The sequence below is a fragment of the Amycolatopsis pithecellobii genome, assembly GCF_009707865.1.
GTDB classification, from domain to species: domain Bacteria; phylum Actinomycetota; class Actinomycetes; order Mycobacteriales; family Pseudonocardiaceae; genus Amycolatopsis_E; species Amycolatopsis_E pithecellobii.
Map to the genome: position 1 here is coordinate 42917 of NZ_WMBA01000052.1, position 16170 is coordinate 59086.

Consider the following 16170-nt stretch of genomic DNA (forward strand, 5'->3'; position numbering starts at 1 on the left):
CGCCGTAGCTTCGGATCATGGGGTCTTGTCAGCTCGTGATCGTCGGCGCGGGCCCGCGCGGGGTCGGGTTGCTGGAACGGATCGCAGCCAACGCCGCGGAACTGCTGCCCGATGGCAGGCTGGTGATCCATCTCGTCGACCCGTTTCCGCCTGGCCCCGGCCGGATCTGGCGGTACGAGCAGTCGCCGCTGCTGCGGATGAACTCGATGTCCGAGGACGTCACGATGTTCACCGACGAGAGCGTCGAGATCGAGGGACCGGTGCGGCCGGGACCGTCGCTGGCCGAGTGGGTCGAGCAGGTGCGCCGCGGTGAGATCGAGCATGAGCCGGCCGGGGACCTGCACGAGGAGTTCGGCGAGCTGCTGAGCACTTCGTTCGCGACGAGGCGGCTGCAGAGCGAGTACCTGGCCTGGGTGTACCGGCGGACGCTGGGTGAGCTGCCCGCCAACATCGATGTCGTCGAGCACCGCACGCGTGCCGTGCGCATCACGGATGACCAGGTGTGGCTGGAAAACGGCGAGTCACTGCACGCGGATCAGCTGGTGCTGACGATCGGGCATCTCGACGCCGTGCCGGACCCGGCGGCCGCCGGACTGGCCGAGTTCGCGCGCGAGCACGGCCTTTCCTACTACCCGGCCGGTTACACCGCTGACATCGACTACAGCGCGATCCCGCCCGGGGAGCACGTGCTGGTCCGCGGGTTCGGGCTCGCGTTCGTCGACCTGATGCTCCTGCTGACCGAAGGCCGCGGCGGCCGGTTCGTCGAACAGGACGGCGGTGGTCTGCTCTACGAGCCGAGCGGCCGGGAACCGGTGCTGCACATAGGTTCCCGGCGCGGCGTGCCCTACCACGCGAAGCCGGGTTACCGGCTGCAAGGAGAACCCCTGCGGCTGGCCCGGTTCTTCAACCCCGAGTCGATCGGGGCACTCGGCGACGGGCTGAACTTCTTCACCGACATCTGGCCGTTGGTGGCGAAGGAGATTTCCTGGGGCTACTACAGCGAACTGTGGACCGGGCACCCCGAGCGCGTCCGGCTCGGTTTCGCGGAGTTCGAGGCCGAGTTCGCCGAACTTGCTTGGGACAGCGAGGAAATGCACCGGCTGATCCAGCGCGCGGTGCCGGCCGAAGAGGACCGGCTAAACCTGCACCGGCTCGACCGGCCGCTGGCGGGTGAACGGTTCGAGAATGCCGAAGAGTTCGGCAAACACCTGCGTGAGTACATCGAGGCCGATCTCGCGCGGCGCGCCGATCCCGAGTTCAGCGCGGATCTCGGCGGGTTCATGGCGCTACTCGCGGTCATCCGGCAGTTCGGTCACCTGGCCGGCAAGCTCGATCCGGCGTCTCAAGTGTCTGATGTGGACGGTTGGTTCCACGGGTTTTTCAGCTTCTACGCGAGCGGCCCGCCCCCTCGAAGGCTCCACGAGCTGCTCGCACTGGAACAGGCAGGCGTGGTTTCCTTTGCCGGCGCGGAAATGCGCGTGATCACCGAGGGCGGGCGGTTCGTCGCGAGCACGTCGAGCTTTCCCGGCACGATCGCGGCGCGCACGCTGATCGAGGCCCGGCTGCCGGAGGCAAGCGTCGGACTCGCCTCCGACGAGCTGGTCCGGTCCCTGCGGGATTCCGGTCTGCTGACCGAAGAACTGGTTCAGGGCCTGCCTTCGGGGCGGATTCACACGCAGATGTCCGACGGGCGGCTGATCACGGCCGACGGCACACCGCATGAGCGGTGGTACTCGCTGGGACCGCACACGAGCACCCGGTCCGTGGCCGCGTTCGCGCGGCCACGGACGAACGCCCCGTCGTTCCGGCAGAACGACGCGACGGCGCGGGAAATCCTGCTCAGCAGCGGTCGAGCATCCCGCTGAGCGCCGAGTACTCCGCGCTGTTGACGGTCAGCTTCCAGGTGTACTTGACCTTGATCCACATCTCCGCGTACGTGCACCAGTAGCCGGTGAGCGGCGGCTTCCACTTGTCCGGCGAGGCGTCGCCCTTCGCCTGGTTCACGTTGTCGGTGACGGCGATCAGCTGCGGGTCGGACAGGTCGTTGGCGTACGCCTGCCGCTGCGCGGTGGTCCACGACGAGGCGCCGGTGCGCCACGCGTCGGCGAGCGGGACCACATGGTCGATGTCGACGTCGGACGCGGCCGTCCACGTCGCGCCGTCGTACGGGCTGTACCAGCTGCCGGACGTCGGGGCGCAGTCCGAGCCGGTCTGCACGTTCGTACCGTCCCGCTTGAGCACGACCTCCCGGGTGTTGCAGCTGCTGCCCTGGTCGATCCAGTGCGGGAACTTGTCACGGGAGTAGCCGTCGAGGCTGCCGTCGGCCTTGACGGTCAGCGACGCGAGCTCGCTGCGGGCGGTCGATTCGGACGGGATTCCGGGAGGCGTGGCCAGCGCGGTGCCGGCGGCGCCGGCGGCGATGACGACGGATGCGGTGAGAACGGTGAGCGTGCGGCGTAACGTACGGGAACCATTCATGCAGCGAGCGTGAACGGCAAAAGTGACCAATGCAATACTGGTGGGTGATTTACCGACGTCCGTAGGTTTACGTTCCGTGGCTAAGCGAGCCCGCGGACGAGCCGCAGATCCTCGGTGTGCCGGTACCAGGTCCAGCGCGTGACCACTCGCGGGAAAGGCACCCCGTCGCTGGTCGGACGCGTTGGTACACAACCAAGTTGGAACGCCCTCCCGGCGAAGATGACAGGCCGTTTGAAGACCAGTCCCTTGGTGACGCGGACGATCAGGCCCGGACCGCCGTCGACATCGGGCGTCACCTCGACCGAGCGCGCGGTACCACGTAAGGCGACGTCGTCGTCACAGTAAGCAACGCCGCGGATAGCGCCGAATGTGCCTCTCCCCACTAAAACGCCGCCGTTGTCGTCCCGCACCAGCGGCACCGGGTCCACCTCGCCCTGCGTCGCGAGGGTCAGCGCACGGGCCGGATCGGTCGGCAGCCGCCACAGCGCGGCCACCTCCGACGTGGGGTCCAAAGGCACGAAACCGACCCGGGTGGTGGCGAGCTTTTCCTTACGCACCAAGCGAAGCACGACGGCAGCGAGGTCCGCGTCGGTACCCGCGACGATGAGCAGACCCTCGTCGAGAAGGGCGTCCACTTCCGCCTTCCCCGGCCGCTCGCCGACCCGGTGCACGACGAGCCCGTCGACCTCCGGCAGCACCGGCGCCGACGCCCCGCAAAGCAGTACCTGTCCCCGCACTTCGCGGCCCTCCGTTACGCTCATGCACCGGCTTCTAAATCCTCGCCGAATACCTGGAGTGTCACATGCCGGCCATCGTGCTGATCGGTGCCCAATGGGGCGACGAAGGCAAGGGCAAGGCCACCGACCTGCTCGGCGACCGTGTCCAGTGGGTCGTCCGTTATCAGGGCGGGAACAACGCCGGGCACACGGTCGTGCTGCCGACCGGCGAGAACTTCGCCCTGCATCTCATCCCTTCCGGCATCCTGACCCCGGGTGTCACCAACGTGATCGGCAACGGAGTCGTCGTGGACCCGGGGGTCTTGCTGGAGGAGCTCGACGGGCTGGAGAAGCGGGATGTGGACACCAGCCGGCTGTTGATCTCCGCCGACGCGCATTTGATCATGCCGTACCACGTGGCCATCGACAAGGTCACCGAGCGCTACCTCGGCAGCCGCAAGATCGGCACGACGGGGCGCGGGATCGGGCCGTGCTACCAGGACAAGGTGGCCCGCGTGGGGGTCCGCGTGCAGGACCTGCTCGACGAGAAGATCTTCCGGCAGAAGGTCGAGGCCGCGCTGGAGTTGAAGAACCAGGTGCTGGTCAAGGTCTACAACCGCAAGGCGCTGGAGCCCGACCAGGTTGCCGACGAGGTGCTGGCCGCGGGCGAGAAGTTCGCGCACCGCATCGCCGACACCCGGCTACAGCTGAACAAGGCGCTCGAACGCGGCGAGACGGTGCTGCTGGAGGGGTCGCAGGGCACGCTGCTGGACGTCGACCACGGCACGTACCCGTTCGTGACGTCGTCGAACCCGACATCGGGTGGGGCGAGCGCCGGTTCGGGCATCGGGCCGGGCCGGATCACGACGGTGCTGGGCATCTTGAAGGCCTACACCACGCGCGTGGGCTCGGGCCCGTTCCCGAGCGAGCTGCACGACGAGATGGGCGAGCATCTGCGAAAGGCCGGCGGTGAGTTCGGGGTCACCACCGGCCGGTCGCGTCGCACGGGCTGGTTCGACGCGGTGATCGCCCGCTATGCCGCGCGCGTCAACGGGATCACCGACTACTTCCTGACGAAGCTCGACGTGCTGTCCGGGCTGGAGCGGGTGCCGGTCTGCGTCGGGTACGAGGTCGACGGCTTCCGCACCGAGGACATGCCGATGACCCAGACCGATCTACACCACGCGGTGCCGATCTACGAAGAACTGCCCGGCTGGTGGGAGGACCTGTCGGAGTGCCGTTCGTTCTCGGACCTGCCCGCGAACGCGCAGGCCTACGTCGAACGGCTCGAAGAACTTTCCGGCGCCCGGATCTCGGCCATCGGCGTGGGGCCGGGCCGCGACCAGACGATCGTCCGGCACGAGTTCCTCTGAGCTGTCAGCAGGAACCGTTGTGCGGGGTCACGTTCGTCACGGTCACCGGGATGTAGAAGATGTTCGTCTCGAGACGGCTGACGCAGTACGAGCTGGATCGTGTCGTCCCGTCCGGGAACGTGTAGGACCATTTCAGGTCGGCGGCGCTTGACGTGTCGTTGTAGAACGTCAGCGCCGGGACATTCCCGGCCCATTCTCCGTAGGTCACCAGAGACGGGGTCTCCGGCGGGGTCGTCGTGTCCTGATCGTGGTAGTCCGCCCACACGCAGAATGCGCCCTTCGGGCAGTTCCCCGGGTTCCACCCGGTCTCGTCGGCCGACGCGGCGGGTGCGGCGGCCAGCATCCCGGCCGCGGCAACGGCCGCAGCGCCGACGACAACAGTTTTTATGCCCATGGTTTTCCCTTTCCGGTACGGATCGGTGATCCGTAAACGAAGCTACCGAGGAAAAAGTTGAACTTGCAAGTAAACGCTTTCGGCTTGCCCGATCGGCTCTTCGATCAAGCCGGGCCGGTTACTTGAGGGCGGTCAGGGCTCCCGAGGTCTGGGACCGGGGCTCAGCCCGACCGCGACGTGAGGGTGTTCGTCAGCGCCAGTTCCTCCAGATCCAGTTCCCGCAACACCTTTCGCACCACTTCGTCGTCGACGTCACCCGCCTGTCGGCAGTCGAGGACGGCTTCCCGTTGGGCCAGCAGGAGTTCGCGGCGCGCCTTCACGAATGCCGCGTGCGGGCTGGCTTCGCGATCCTCGGCGGACAGCGAGATCGCGGCGATCGCACCCTTGTAACGTGATTCGACGAGAGCACGCAGGCGGGCGAGCAACCGGTCGGCATGCTCCCGCGATATGTCCACTTTGGACAGTATCTCCGGCAGCAGGTCGTCGAGCCGCACCATCGCCGCGCGCATCGCCTCCTCGCGTGCGTGCTTCTCCTCCACCTCGTCCTGGGCGGCCTCGGCGTCGTTGTTGACCCCGAGCGTCCGGATGAGCAACGGCAGCGTCATGCCCTGCACGAGCAACGTGCCGACCGCGACGGCGAACGCGAACAACTGGATTTCCGCACGGCCGGGGGTCCCCAGCGGCACACCGGTCGCCGCGGCGAGCGTCACCACACCGCGCATCCCTGTCCACGACAGCACCGCCAAGTGCCGCCACGGCGGCGCCGCCCGTTCCCGCCCGAACAGCCGCACCGCCTGCGGAAGCGAGGCGGCGAGGAACACGTACGGAATGCGCACGAAGATCACCACGGCGAGCACGACGAGCGCGGTGACCGCCAGGGTCCCGTTGGCAGGCGCGGCGGCGTCCATGTTGTGCAGCACGAAGGGCAACTGCAGGCCCATCAGCGCGAACACCAGTGTTTCCAGCAGCACGTCCAGCGACGCCCACACCGTCGAATCCTGCAGGCGGGTCGCGGGGCCCGCGTGCAGCGACTGGTTGCCGAGGTACAGCCCGGCCGCGACCACCGCGAGCACGCCGGAACCGCTGAAATCCGGGGAGAACGGGTGCAGGTGCTCGGCGATGACGTACACCGCGAACGGCACGATGATGCCGAACACCGATTCCATCAACGGGTCGTCGAGTTTGCGGCGGATGTACCCGACGAGCACCCCGGCGAGCAACCCGACGCTGGTGCCGAGCACGGCGGCGACAACGAAGATCAGCAAGCCGTGGCCGATGGACCCCGCGGCGCCGAGTACCGCGGCGAGCGCGAGCTTGTACAGGGTCAGCGCGGCCGCGTCGTTGACCAGGCTTTCGCCGGTGAGCACGGTCATCAGCCGGCGCGGCAGACCGAGACGGCGGCCGATCGCGACCGCGGTCACCGCGTCCGGCGGCGCGACCACCGCACCGAGCACGAGCGCCGACGCCGTCGGCAACTGTGGCAGGAGGAGGTGGACGACGAACCCGACGACGAGCGCGGTGACCACCACGAGCACCACGCCGAGGGCGACGATCGGCCTCGACGCGGCGCGGAACTGGGCGTAGGAGCTGTCCAGCGCGGTCGAATACAGCAGCGGCGGCAGGACCAGCGTGAGGATCAGTTCGGGTTGGAGCTCGACCTTGGGCATGCCCGGGATGAACGACACGGCCAGCGCCACCACGACGATCAGCAGTGGAGCCGGCAGGCTGTGCCGTCGCGCCAGTGCGGTCAACCCCAGCGCGACGGCCAGCACGCCCATCAAGGTCAGGAGCTCCATGCCCCTGATCCTCGCTCACGGTGCCGGGTTACGCGGCGGTGGCGACCTCGTCGGGCTTCCCGTCGGGCTCCTCCGCGGGAACCGCGGGTTTCTTCGGGAGGAACAGGGTCGGGATGATGCAGACCGCGATGAGCACGAGCGCCCACAGGAACGTGGAGGCGAACGCGTCCGCCGACGCGCCTGCCGCGGCCTCGTGGGTTTGCGGGTTCGTCAGCAGTGCTGTCGCGGCGAGCTGGCCCTGGCTGGTCGGCACCCCGAACTTCCCGGCGAGCAGGCTGGCCAGGATGATCGACATCACGGCCGAACCGATCCCGCCCGCGGCCTGCTGCACGATGTTCATCGCGGTGGACGCGCGCGCCACCGACCGCTGGGTGAGGGTTTGCAGCGCCGCCGCGCTGATCGGCATCATCGTGGCGCCCATGCCGAGGCCCATCACGAACAGCCCGGCGAGCAGCACCGGGTACGGCGTGTCGGCACCGACCTGGGTGAACACCGCCAGGCCGGCGAGGATCACGATGATGCCGGGCAACACGATCTTGCCCGGCCCGATCTTGTCTGCCAGGCGCCCGCCGAGTGGCATGGTGACCATCGCGCCGATTCCCTGTGGCGCCAAGAGCAGTCCGGCCTGGAGCGCGGTTTCCCCGCGCACCAACAGGAAGTACGTGGGCAACACGAGCATCGCGCCGAGGAACGCCACCATGAAGAAGGTCATGGTGATCATCGCGACGGCAAATGTCCTGTCCTTGAACAGTTTCAGGTCCACCAGCGGGTTCTGGACCCGCGCGGCCCGCAACACGAACGCGACGATCAGCGCGAGCCCGGCGACCGCGGGCAGCCACACGCCGACCGACGAGACGCCGCCTTCCTGCGGGATCTTGGACACGCCGAAGATCAGCAGCGCGAGCCCCGGGGACAGCATCAGCATCCCGGGGAAGTCGAACTTCTCGGCCGGCCGCGGGTTGTCCTTCGGCAGGATGCGCCAGGCGAGAATGAGGGCGATCGCGCCGATCGGCACGTTGATGTAGAAGATCCAGCGCCAGCTCACCGCGTCCACGAGCCAGCCGCCGAGGATCGGGCCGCCGATCGGGCCGAGCAACATCGGCACCCCGAGCACGGCCATGACCCGGCCGACCCGGTGCGGGCCCGCGGCCCTGGTCATGATCGTCATGCCCGCCGGCATCAGCATGCCGCCGCCGAGCCCCTGCAGGATGCGGAAAATGATGAGGGACTCGACGTTCCACGCCATGCCGGCGAGCATCGAGCCGAGCAGGAACAGTGCGATCGACAGCATGTACGGGCGCTTGGAGCCGAACCGGTCGCACGCCCAGCCGGTGACCGGGATGACGGTCGCGAGCGCCAGCATGTAGCCGGTGACGACCCACTGGATGGTGTCGAAGGACGTCTTGAACTCCAGGGTCAGCGCCTGGAGCGCGACGTTGACGACCGTCGTGTCGAGGATCGCCATGACGGCACCGAGAACGACGACACCGGCGATCTTGAGCACCGCCGGGTCGAGCTTGTCGGAGTCCGCGGGGCTGGGCTCAGCTGTGGTCATGACATCCGTTTCAGGTCAGGAAGGAACACAGGAGGCAGCCGAAGAAGTACCGCCCCCTCGCGAAACCCCCTCAACCTGCCGACAAGAGTATCGAATCGGAAAAACAAGACGCTACACATTTTCGCCGTTGGCCAATTCCCGCGACGACGCGGTTACCGGGAGCAATGCCCGCAATTTCCCAACGACCGTCCGAACGCTACTCTGACTCCGGCCACCAGGCTTCCCCGCGCGATCGCCGGGGAAAGCCCTCGGCGACCGGCTCGGCCGCAATGGTCTGCCGGTTGTTCGAAAAATGAGGTGGTTGCCCATGGGTCACCAGCGCCATAGGCGCCGGCCTGGGCCGAAGGCGACGCTCCGAATCACCATCACGTTGCGCGTGAAGGTGACCGGAGTCGTCGTGGTGATTGCAGGACTGGCGCTCTATCGGTTCGCGGCCGTGCACCAGTTCTGACGCCTCACCCGCCTGGGGTCGTTCCTCGAGAGCGACCCCAGGTGCTTGCATTCTAGGGCGCGTTGCACCGCGCCCCATCGCACCCGCCGCGCCCGGATCGTCGGCGCAGCGTTGCGCTGCACAATTACCATGACTATACAACCTTGATTCGACAAGCATGACCGTAGTTACATGATCAACTATGGTCAGATCAAGGTTGCACGACCAAGGTTGCGGCGTGCCTGCGCCGAACCGAACCGCGACAGCGGCGACCACAGAGTTGGGTCGCCGAGTCCGGGCGCAGCGCAAGAAGCTCGAGCTGACGCAGCAAGATCTCGCCCACAGTGCGGGCCTGACCATCAGCTGGCTCTCCGGGCTCGAACGCGGCAAACGTAAGCGCGTCGAACTGCCCGGCATCCTTGCTCTCGCCGAGGCGCTGGAAATGGACGCCGGGGACCTGCTTCAAGGCCTGAAGGCAGATCCCCAGCGCTGACTTCACTACGAACTGGTCACCGCCAGCAATGCGGTGTCCGGTTGGTCGGCGAAGAAGCCGTCGATTCCCGTGGCCAGGAAAGCGGATTCCTCGGCGAAGATATTGCCCCACGCGGTGGGATCCCCCGACGAACGCAGGTTGGCGGGCAGGAAACTGTTCTCGTTGCGGAAGGTGTAAGGCGCCACCTTGAGCCCGGCCTGGTGCGCGTCCCGGACGACGGCGGTCGGGGTGGTCAGGTTGCCTGCCGCGTCGGGCGGGATGATCTGGTTCTTGTCCGGGCCCAGATAGTCGGCGTAGGTGGCGATTTCCTTGAGCCCGGCCGGCGTGACGAGGTCCGCGTACGTGCGCTTGTCGCCCTTGGCGACGAAGTCCGCCGGCGCGCCGGTGGCCGACGTCAGCTGTAGCAGCGGCACGCGCACCTGCTTGCTCAAGGCCTCGAGGTTCGACACTTCGAACGACTGGATGATCACCGGCGCGTCCCGCCGGTTCAGCCCGTTGCGGGTGAGGATGTCGACCAGCTTCGGCTCGGTCGGGTTTCCGATGCTCGCGAAGTACGTCGAGTGCTTGACCTCCGGGTACGTACCCAGCGTGCGGTGCAGCTCACGACCCAGCCGCTTGGTCAGGTCGAGCACCTCCTGGTACGTGGCGATCTGCCAGCGCCCGTTGTAGATCGTGTTGTGCGGGCGGATGTCGGGGATCCGCTCGGTCGCGCGCAACGTCTTCAACTCGGCCAGCGTGAAGTCCTCGGTGAACCAACCGGTCATCGAGGCCCCGTCGATGACCTTGGTGGTCTTGCGGGAAGCGAACTCGGGGTGCTGCGCGACGTCGGTCGTACCGCCGATCTCGGGCTCGTGCCGGGCGACCAGCTGACCGTCCTTCGTCGGCACCAGGTCCACGTCGACCCAGCTCACACCCTGCCGGAACGCGAGCTCGTAGGACGCGAGCGTGTGCTCGGGCCGGTAGCCGGGAGCACCGCGATGGCCGACGACCACCGGGCCGCGGTCATGCGTACGAGTGTCCTCGACGGCGCTGGACGGGCTCGCCACGCCGAGCAAGGTGAGCCCCGACAACAGCGCCACCACCATTCGTTTCCGTATCTGCATCCGGCCACTTTCGCGCCGGCGAACGGCGATCACGGCAAAACGGATCAACAGGTGACGGTCGGGCGGGTGAACGGCCGGTGCGCGCGCTCCGGCTACGCTCGGTCCGTGCGCGTTCTTGTCATCGGGTCAGGTGCCCGCGAACATGCCCTCGTCCTCGCCGCCTCACACGACCCCGCGGTGACCGCGCTCGCGTGCGCCCCCGGCAACGCCGGTATCGCGTCGCTGGCCGAGCAGCTCGGGGTTGACGTGGCCGATCCGCAGGCCATCGCCGCGCTCGCCACGAGCTGGCGCGCCGACCTCGTGGTCATCGGGCCGGAGGTGCCACTGGTCGCCGGGGCGGCCGACTCCGTCCGCAAGACCGGGATCGCGTGCTTCGGCCCGTCCGCAGCGGCCGCCCGCATCGAGGGCTCGAAGTCCTTCGCCAAGGACGTGATGGCCACCGCGAAGGTCGCCACCGCGCACAGCGAGATCGTCGACAACCCGGCGCGCCTCGACGACGCACTGGCCCGCTTCGGTCCCACCTGGGTGGTCAAGGACGACGGGCTGGCGGCAGGCAAGGGCGTCGTCGTCACCGCCGACTACGACCAGGCCCGCGCGCATGCGATGACGCTGCTCGACGGTGGGCACGCGGTACTCCTCGAGTCCTTTTTGGACGGACCGGAGCTGTCGCTGTTCTGCCTCGTAGACGGCCGCACCGTGGTGCCGTTGCTGCCGGCGCAGGACTTCAAACGCGTCGGTGACGGTGACACCGGGCCCAACACCGGCGGCATGGGCGCCTACGCCCCGCTGCCGTGGGCGCCCGACGGGCTCGTCGAGCGCATCGTCGCCGACGTCGTGCAGCCCGTGGTCGACGAGCTCGCCGCCAGGGACACCCCGTTCGTCGGCCTGCTCTACGCCGGGCTCGTGCTGACCGCCGAGGGGCCGCAGGTCATCGAGTTCAACTGCCGCTTCGGCGACCCCGAGACCCAGGTCGTGCTGGCGCTGCTGGCCACGCCGATCGCCGGGCTGCTTTACGCCACCGCCACCGGCAAACTCGCCGACCACCCGCCGCTCGAATGGCAGCCGGGTGCCGCGGTCACCGTGGTGATCGCCGCCGACGGCTACCCGGGTATCCCGCGCGCCGGTGACGTCATCACCGGTTCCGAAGGCGAAGGTGTCCTGCACGCGGGCACGCGGCGCCGCGAAGACGGAGGCGTCGTCGCACATGGCGGCCGGGTGCTGTCGGTCGTCGGCACCGGTCCGGACCTCGCCGCGGCGCGCGAGCAGGCGTACGAGCGGGTCGCCAAGGTGCACCTCGCCGGTTCGCACCATCGCACCGATATCGCGCAGCGGGCTGTCGACGGCGCGGTGACGGTCCCCGCCCGATAGCGGAACTACCACCCGGGCACGCGCGTCCATTGGTAGCCTGCTGGGGAAACCGGCGGTCACCGTCCGTACCCGGGAGAGTGCGCACCATGGCAGAACCCACCGTGAGCGCGTGGAGCACCGCCGTACCGCAGGTGCCGGCGGCGATGGACATCGAGGTCCGGCCGGATCAGGTGCTGCAGGTCGCCAAGATCATCAACGATCAGGCGGACGAGCTCGCCGACCGGGTTCGGCAACTGCTGGCCGAGCTGAACATCGACGCTCCCGCGCAGGACGTGGTGAGTGCCACCGCGGCGGACGCCTGGAACAGGCTGGTCGCGCGCGGGGACGGCTCGTACGCCCATCGCGTGCAGAACTACATCGAGCAGTTGCGCCATCTCGCCGGCCAGTTGCGCACTGCGGCGGGGACCTACCAGAAGGGCGAGGACGAGAAGATCGCCGCGCTCGGGGACCGCCATGCGGGCCAGAAGTAGCGCGATGATCCTGCTGGCGACGATCACGCTCGGCGGCTGCACCACCAGCATCGACGGCGTCAGCGCACCGGTGTCCGCCACCGCGCCCACGCTCCGCCTTCCCGTCCGCGCCAAGGAACTTTCCTTGCAGGGCACCGATCCCTGTGCGCTGCTCACCCCGGCGCAGCTGGATCAGCTCAAGGAGAACGGCGCGCCGCGGCGGTTGCCGATCGACCTGGAGCGCGACGGACCGACCTGTGCCTTCGACGTCGATGCCGCCGCGCCGACGTACACGTACTACCTGGAAACGGTCCTGACGGCCGATGTCGGAGAGTGGCTCACCGGCGCACACCACAAGACGAGCATGACCCAGCAGCCCGTGGAGGTGCCCGGCTTTCCCGCGCTGGTCAACTTCGCGCCGAGCGCCGGCATCCAGGACTGCGAGACGCTGGTCGGCGTTGCCGACGGCGAGACACTGCGGGCCGAGATGGCCGCGGACGACAAGTCCTTCACCCAGCCGCAGCTGTGCGACATGGCCACCACCGTGGCGAAGATGGCGGTCGAGACCTTGGAGACGGTGAAATGAGCACCTTCGACAGCAGCCGCTACGACGTTCCCGCGCTCGTGGAGAAGCTGCGCGACCAGCGTTTCGACGGTTATGACGCGGAAACCCTCGCGCTGGAGATCGGCAAGTTCCGCAGCGGCGCCGGCACCGCGGGCCTCGGTGACGCGGTGGACGCCCTCAAGCAGGTGGCCGGGGCGCTCTCGCATACCGACACGACGCTGCGCGAGCAACTCGCGGCGCTCGGGGTGTCGTGGCACAGCGAGGCCGGTGGTCAGGCGAGCACCGTGTTGTCCGATCAGGCCGGTTTTTCCGCCGACGCCAACGAAAAGGTCGCCGCGGCGGCGCAGCTGATCTTCCAGCAGGGCGAGGCGTTCAACCGCACGAAGAACAAGCTGCCCGACCCCGCGGCGCTGCGGCAGGGCGAGGACGGCTACACGGTCACCGACACATTGTTCAGCCTGTTCGGGTTCGAGACCGATCACGCGGCGAGCGTGAAAGCGAGCGCCGAGGCGAAGGCGCAGGCCGTCGACGCGCTCAACTCCTACGCGCACGACAGCGGCAACTATCTGGCGTCGTCGCAGCCGGTCGCCGCACCGCAGTCGATGAACCTGCTTTCCTCACCCGGTGCGGCGGTCGAGTCGGTCGCCGGGCCCACCATCGCGCCGGTGCCGCCGGTGCCCGACGTCCCGGAGGTCTCGCCGACGGTCGCGGCGGGTACGAAGGGCACAAAGGTCCACGCGACTCCGGTCGCCGCCACGTCACCATCGCCCGGTCACACCACGGCACACGCACCCACGCCGCCGATCGGCGTCCCGGTGGCGCCGCCCCAGACGGGTGCCACCACACCCGCGCAGGTGACCGCGCCGAACCCGGCCACACACAGTCCGGCGACCGAGCCGGTCACCGGGGTCGTCAACGGCTCCCAGCCACGCGCCGATCGCCAGGAGACCGTGGCCCGGCCGAACCCAGGGCAGCCGCCGCTCGCCGCGGGCCAGCAGGTCACCAGTGGGTTCGTCGGCGCCGGACCGGCCGCCGAAAGAGCGGCTTCCGTGGGCCGGCCAGGCGGCATACCCGCCGAGGCAGGACGGCCGGGCGGCGTGCCGGCTGAGGGGGCCGCCCGCGTACCCGGTGCGGAAGCCTTGCTGGGCAAGGGAAAGTCATTCGGTTCGGTGCCCGGCGCGACGAGCGGGCCGGCGAACGTCGGGCCCGGGTTCACCAACCTCCGTGCGGCTGGTGGAGTGGGTGCGCTCGCCGAGGGCACGCCCGCGATCGGCGCGGCCGGGGTGAGCGGCGTGACGAGCGGCGAACCGGAACGGGAGCGGCCCGGCCGTGGCAGCGCGGCCAAGCGCATACACCGGCTGCCGGTCGGCGAGGTGCCCGGGGAAGAGGAAGCACTGCGCGCCCGCCGGACGGCGCCCCAGCCGCCGAGCACCGCACAGACCCGCGCGATCCTCGAGCCCGCCGCGACGCAGGACGGCGAGGAGGACGCCCACCACGTGCGGCGATACGGCGTGGACGACCACGACCTGTTCACCGATCAGCGCGAAGTCTCCGTCGATCTCATCGGCGGCAAGCCGCTGCCGGAAGAGTGAGCGCCCCCGGCGGCAGCCTTGTGCTGTCCACTGTGGAGTTCGACGTGCTGTGGGAGGCCGAGCGGCTGCCGCCGCCGCACCCCGCGTTGCGCGTGGACAGCCCCGGCCGCACGCATACCGAGCGGCGCGCTCTCGTCGACAAGGCCTGGCGGTCGCTGGGCGAACGGCGGCTGGCTCGCGGCACGCGCGCCTCAGGCGAGCTCGTCGACCAGCTGAACCTGCTCGCCCACCCGACCGTCGGCATCGACGTGTGGGTCTGGACCAACCGCGAGATCAGGGGTCTCGCGGTCAGCAACGGCCGCCAGGCATTGCTCGCTGTGGTGGACCGCGGCGAAGTGTGGCTGATCCCCGCGCGGGACACGTCGCTGCCGGAGTCCGCGGTGTCGGTCGCCGGTGAGCTACAGGCCGGGGTCGGGCATTCGGTGAGCGTCCCCCATCGCGTCCTGCGGGAGGCTGACGCCGACGCCCGGGGCGAACCGAAAGCGCTGGTCACGGCGTTGGAAGACCGCGGTGTCCAGCTCGGACAGGCACAGGAACTGGCCGGCATGATGGTCGGCATGACCGCGCGCGGCCAGTTCGGCGTCGAGCGCGTGCGCCGTGACGGGGGGATGCGCCGGGCGAGCCGGGTCGTCGCGTTCCATGACACCGACGCCGGCCGGTATCTCGTGCAGCTGGGCGCCGGAGCCGACGGGAACTGGCTCACCGTTGCCCCCGCGGACAACCAGCTGTTGTCCACCCGGATCTGGGAGCTGCTGGAAGAGGTGTGATCGGGGGTTCCCGGTGCTAAAAAGATCTCGGGAACCGCCGCCGCGAGGCAGGCGTCGGATCAACGACGCGACGCGAAGGGGGATGACGAAGGTGCTGCAGGGTGATCCGGACTCGATGGAGCACGTGGCCCGCAAGGTCGAGGCCCTGCATGACAACTTCAAGGACTCGAAGCAGAAGATGATCGGCGTCGCGGGGCAGAACCCGTTCGGCGACATCAAGCACCCCGACGACCAGCCCGGCGATCCTGCCGAGCATCCCTCCGAGCACGCGGTCAACGCGTTGCACTCGTTCCGGGACCGCATGCACGGGCAGTTCGACGCGGCGGCCGAGCTGATGAGCTCCACCAGCGGCGCGCTGTACGACGCCGCCCAGGCGCTGCGCGGCACCGACGACGAAGCCGGCTACCAGATCAAGCGCAAGGCCGAGGGTCTGTAGAAAATGGCTGCCAAAGCGGAGTTCCCGCCGAACTGGAACGATGTCGAGACCAAGACGCAGCAGGTCGAAAACGTGCGTCCGGCCGCGATCCAGGATGTCGCGGACCAGTTCCGGCAGGCCTCGAAGGACTCGGCGGACCACACGATCGCGCTGCGCAACGCCACAGCGGGACTCGGCGGCGGCACCTGGACCGGGGGTTCGGCGGACGCCTTCTTCGACTACGTCAAGAAGATCGCCGACGCCGGCCAGCGGGTCAACGACCATCTGGACGAGGTCTCGGACGAGCTGGGCAACCTGCAAAGTTTCCTGAACCGTACGCAACAGGAAGTGCAACAGGTCCGCGACGACGCACACGGCCGGATCGACACGCTCAACCAGCAGGCACAGGCGTCGGCCGACGCGGCGCAGACGCAGCTCGACGCGGTGGCCGCGCAACAGCCTGGCGCCACCATGCCGGCACAGACGCCGGACGCCATCATCGCGCAGAACACCCAGGCCACCACGGCGATCGCGACGGAAGCGTCGACCCAGATCGGGGACAAGCTCAAGACCGCCAACCAGGAGATCCAGCGCGTGATGGGCCTGGTGCAGAAGGAAGTCGAAGGCGGGTACGCGTCCGTACCACCGCTGGGCAAGAAGCCGGTGGTGAAGACCG

At 68.7% G+C, this 16170-nt stretch carries 17 protein-coding genes; 11 read left to right on the plus strand and 6 right to left on the minus strand.

The genetic code is table 11. The annotated features are described in order from the left end of the window. Nucleotides 1-17: 17 nt before the first annotated feature. Complete coding sequence (locus GKO32_RS27470) at nt 18-1865, plus strand: FAD/NAD(P)-binding protein (protein WP_154759802.1); 1848 nt, start codon at nt 18-20, stop codon at nt 1863-1865. On the opposite strand, the gene GKO32_RS27475 is transcribed toward GKO32_RS27470, so the two are convergent. Both GKO32_RS27475 and GKO32_RS27480 read right to left on the minus strand, forming a co-directional pair. Next, a complete protein-coding gene (locus GKO32_RS27475; RefSeq protein ID WP_154759803.1) occupies nt 1840-2478 on the minus strand; it encodes an HNH endonuclease family protein in 639 nt (212 codons plus the stop codon). The genes GKO32_RS27470 and GKO32_RS27475 overlap by 26 nt on opposite strands. An 80-nt stretch (nt 2479-2558) precedes the next feature. Continuing rightward, nucleotides 2559-3239 carry a hypothetical protein gene (locus tag GKO32_RS27480; RefSeq protein WP_246244782.1) on the minus strand — a complete coding sequence of 227 codons (681 nt, stop codon included), beginning with the start codon at nt 3237-3239 and terminating at the stop codon, nt 2559-2561. A gap of 41 nt (nt 3240-3280) precedes the next feature. Between GKO32_RS27480 and GKO32_RS27485 the strand changes: the two genes are divergently transcribed. Next, nucleotides 3281-4567: an adenylosuccinate synthase gene (locus GKO32_RS27485; protein ID WP_154759804.1), complete on the plus strand. Its 1287-nt coding sequence runs from the start codon at nt 3281-3283 to the stop codon at nt 4565-4567. A gap of 4 nt (nt 4568-4571) precedes the next feature. Here the strand turns inward: GKO32_RS27485 and GKO32_RS27490 are convergent, their stop codons facing one another. The 3 genes from GKO32_RS27490 to GKO32_RS27500 form a co-directional block, all read right to left on the minus strand. Then, nucleotides 4572-4961, minus strand: coding sequence for a hypothetical protein (locus GKO32_RS27490; protein WP_154759805.1), 390 nt, complete (start codon nt 4959-4961; stop codon nt 4572-4574). A gap of 161 nt (nt 4962-5122) precedes the next feature. Further along, entirely contained in the window at nt 5123-6757 is a 1635-nt protein-coding gene (locus GKO32_RS27495) for a Na+/H+ antiporter (protein WP_154759806.1), read from the minus strand. Between the two features lie 28 nt (nt 6758-6785). Next, on the minus strand, nt 6786-8312 hold the full coding sequence (locus tag GKO32_RS27500; RefSeq protein ID WP_154759807.1) for a DHA2 family efflux MFS transporter permease subunit: 1527 nt from the start codon (nt 8310-8312) through the stop codon (nt 6786-6788). Between the two features lie 307 nt (nt 8313-8619). Here GKO32_RS27500 and GKO32_RS27505 point away from each other — a divergent pair, with 307 nt between their 5' ends. Beyond that, nucleotides 8620-8763 (plus strand): hypothetical protein, encoded by a 144-nt coding sequence (locus GKO32_RS27505; RefSeq protein ID WP_154759808.1) that lies wholly within the window; start codon nt 8620-8622, stop codon nt 8761-8763. Nucleotides 8764-8980: 217 nt separating this feature from the next. Further along, nucleotides 8981-9235, plus strand: coding sequence for a helix-turn-helix domain-containing protein (locus GKO32_RS27510; protein WP_208024562.1), 255 nt, complete (start codon nt 8981-8983; stop codon nt 9233-9235). A 5-nt stretch (nt 9236-9240) separates the two neighbouring features. Here GKO32_RS27510 and GKO32_RS27515 read toward each other — a convergent pair whose 3' ends face one another. Further along, nucleotides 9241-10338, minus strand: coding sequence for a glycerophosphodiester phosphodiesterase (locus tag GKO32_RS27515; RefSeq protein WP_154759810.1), 1098 nt, complete (start codon nt 10336-10338; stop codon nt 9241-9243). Nucleotides 10339-10443: 105 nt separating this feature from the next. On the opposite strand from GKO32_RS27515, the gene purD reads away from it, so the two are divergent. The 7 genes from purD to GKO32_RS27550 all read left to right on the plus strand — a co-directional run. Continuing rightward, nucleotides 10444-11706 carry a phosphoribosylamine--glycine ligase gene (gene purD, locus GKO32_RS27520; protein WP_312868624.1) on the plus strand — a complete coding sequence of 421 codons (1263 nt, stop codon included), beginning with the start codon at nt 10444-10446 and terminating at the stop codon, nt 11704-11706. An 86-nt stretch (nt 11707-11792) separates the two neighbouring features. After that, entirely contained in the window at nt 11793-12176 is a 384-nt protein-coding gene (locus GKO32_RS27525; protein ID WP_154759811.1) for a PE domain-containing protein, read from the plus strand. Next, a complete protein-coding gene (locus tag GKO32_RS27530) occupies nt 12160-12741 on the plus strand; it encodes a DUF3558 domain-containing protein (RefSeq protein WP_246244784.1) in 582 nt (193 codons plus the stop codon). The genes GKO32_RS27525 and GKO32_RS27530 overlap by 17 nt, the downstream gene beginning before the upstream one ends. Beyond that, nucleotides 12738-14312, plus strand: a complete 1575-nt coding sequence (locus GKO32_RS27535; protein WP_154759812.1) for a hypothetical protein — start codon at nt 12738-12740, stop codon at nt 14310-14312. Before GKO32_RS27530 ends, GKO32_RS27535 begins: the two co-directional genes overlap by 4 nt. Then, the gene (locus tag GKO32_RS27540; RefSeq protein ID WP_312868625.1) at nt 14309-15079 is read left to right on the plus strand and encodes an ESX secretion-associated protein EspG; all 771 of its coding nucleotides are present in this window, start codon (nt 14309-14311) and stop codon (nt 15077-15079) included. Before GKO32_RS27535 ends, GKO32_RS27540 begins: the two co-directional genes overlap by 4 nt. An 82-nt stretch (nt 15080-15161) precedes the next feature. Continuing rightward, the gene (locus GKO32_RS27545; protein ID WP_154759813.1) at nt 15162-15515 is read left to right on the plus strand and encodes a hypothetical protein; all 354 of its coding nucleotides are present in this window, start codon (nt 15162-15164) and stop codon (nt 15513-15515) included. 3 nt (nt 15516-15518) lie between these two features. Continuing rightward, on the plus strand, nt 15519-16170 hold a 652-nt coding region (locus GKO32_RS27550; protein ID WP_208024564.1), incomplete at its 3' end, for a WXG100 family type VII secretion target.

What these genes read in the sequence shown, in the direction of transcription:
- GKO32_RS27470 (WP_154759802.1), top strand. Translation starts at nt 18, where the DNA reads ATGGGGTCTTGTCAGCTCGTGATCGTCGGCGCGGGCCCGCGCGGGGTC.
- GKO32_RS27475 (WP_154759803.1), bottom strand. Translation starts at nt 2,478, where the DNA reads ATGAATGGTTCCCGTACGTTACGCCGCACGCTCACCGTTCTCACCGCA.
- GKO32_RS27480 (WP_246244782.1), bottom strand. Translation starts at nt 3,239, where the DNA reads ATGAGCGTAACGGAGGGCCGCGAAGTGCGGGGACAGGTACTGCTTTGC.
- GKO32_RS27485 (WP_154759804.1), top strand. Translation starts at nt 3,281, where the DNA reads ATGCCGGCCATCGTGCTGATCGGTGCCCAATGGGGCGACGAAGGCAAG.
- GKO32_RS27490 (WP_154759805.1), bottom strand. Translation starts at nt 4,961, where the DNA reads ATGGGCATAAAAACTGTTGTCGTCGGCGCTGCGGCCGTTGCCGCGGCC.
- GKO32_RS27495 (WP_154759806.1), bottom strand. Translation starts at nt 6,757, where the DNA reads ATGGAGCTCCTGACCTTGATGGGCGTGCTGGCCGTCGCGCTGGGGTTG.
- GKO32_RS27500 (WP_154759807.1), bottom strand. Translation starts at nt 8,312, where the DNA reads ATGACCACAGCTGAGCCCAGCCCCGCGGACTCCGACAAGCTCGACCCG.
- GKO32_RS27505 (WP_154759808.1), top strand. Translation starts at nt 8,620, where the DNA reads ATGGGTCACCAGCGCCATAGGCGCCGGCCTGGGCCGAAGGCGACGCTC.
- GKO32_RS27515 (WP_154759810.1), bottom strand. Translation starts at nt 10,338, where the DNA reads ATGCAGATACGGAAACGAATGGTGGTGGCGCTGTTGTCGGGGCTCACC.
- GKO32_RS27525 (WP_154759811.1), top strand. Translation starts at nt 11,793, where the DNA reads ATGGCAGAACCCACCGTGAGCGCGTGGAGCACCGCCGTACCGCAGGTG.
- GKO32_RS27530 (WP_246244784.1), top strand. Translation starts at nt 12,160, where the DNA reads ATGCGGGCCAGAAGTAGCGCGATGATCCTGCTGGCGACGATCACGCTC.
- GKO32_RS27535 (WP_154759812.1), top strand. Translation starts at nt 12,738, where the DNA reads ATGAGCACCTTCGACAGCAGCCGCTACGACGTTCCCGCGCTCGTGGAG.
- GKO32_RS27545 (WP_154759813.1), top strand. Translation starts at nt 15,162, where the DNA reads ATGACGAAGGTGCTGCAGGGTGATCCGGACTCGATGGAGCACGTGGCC.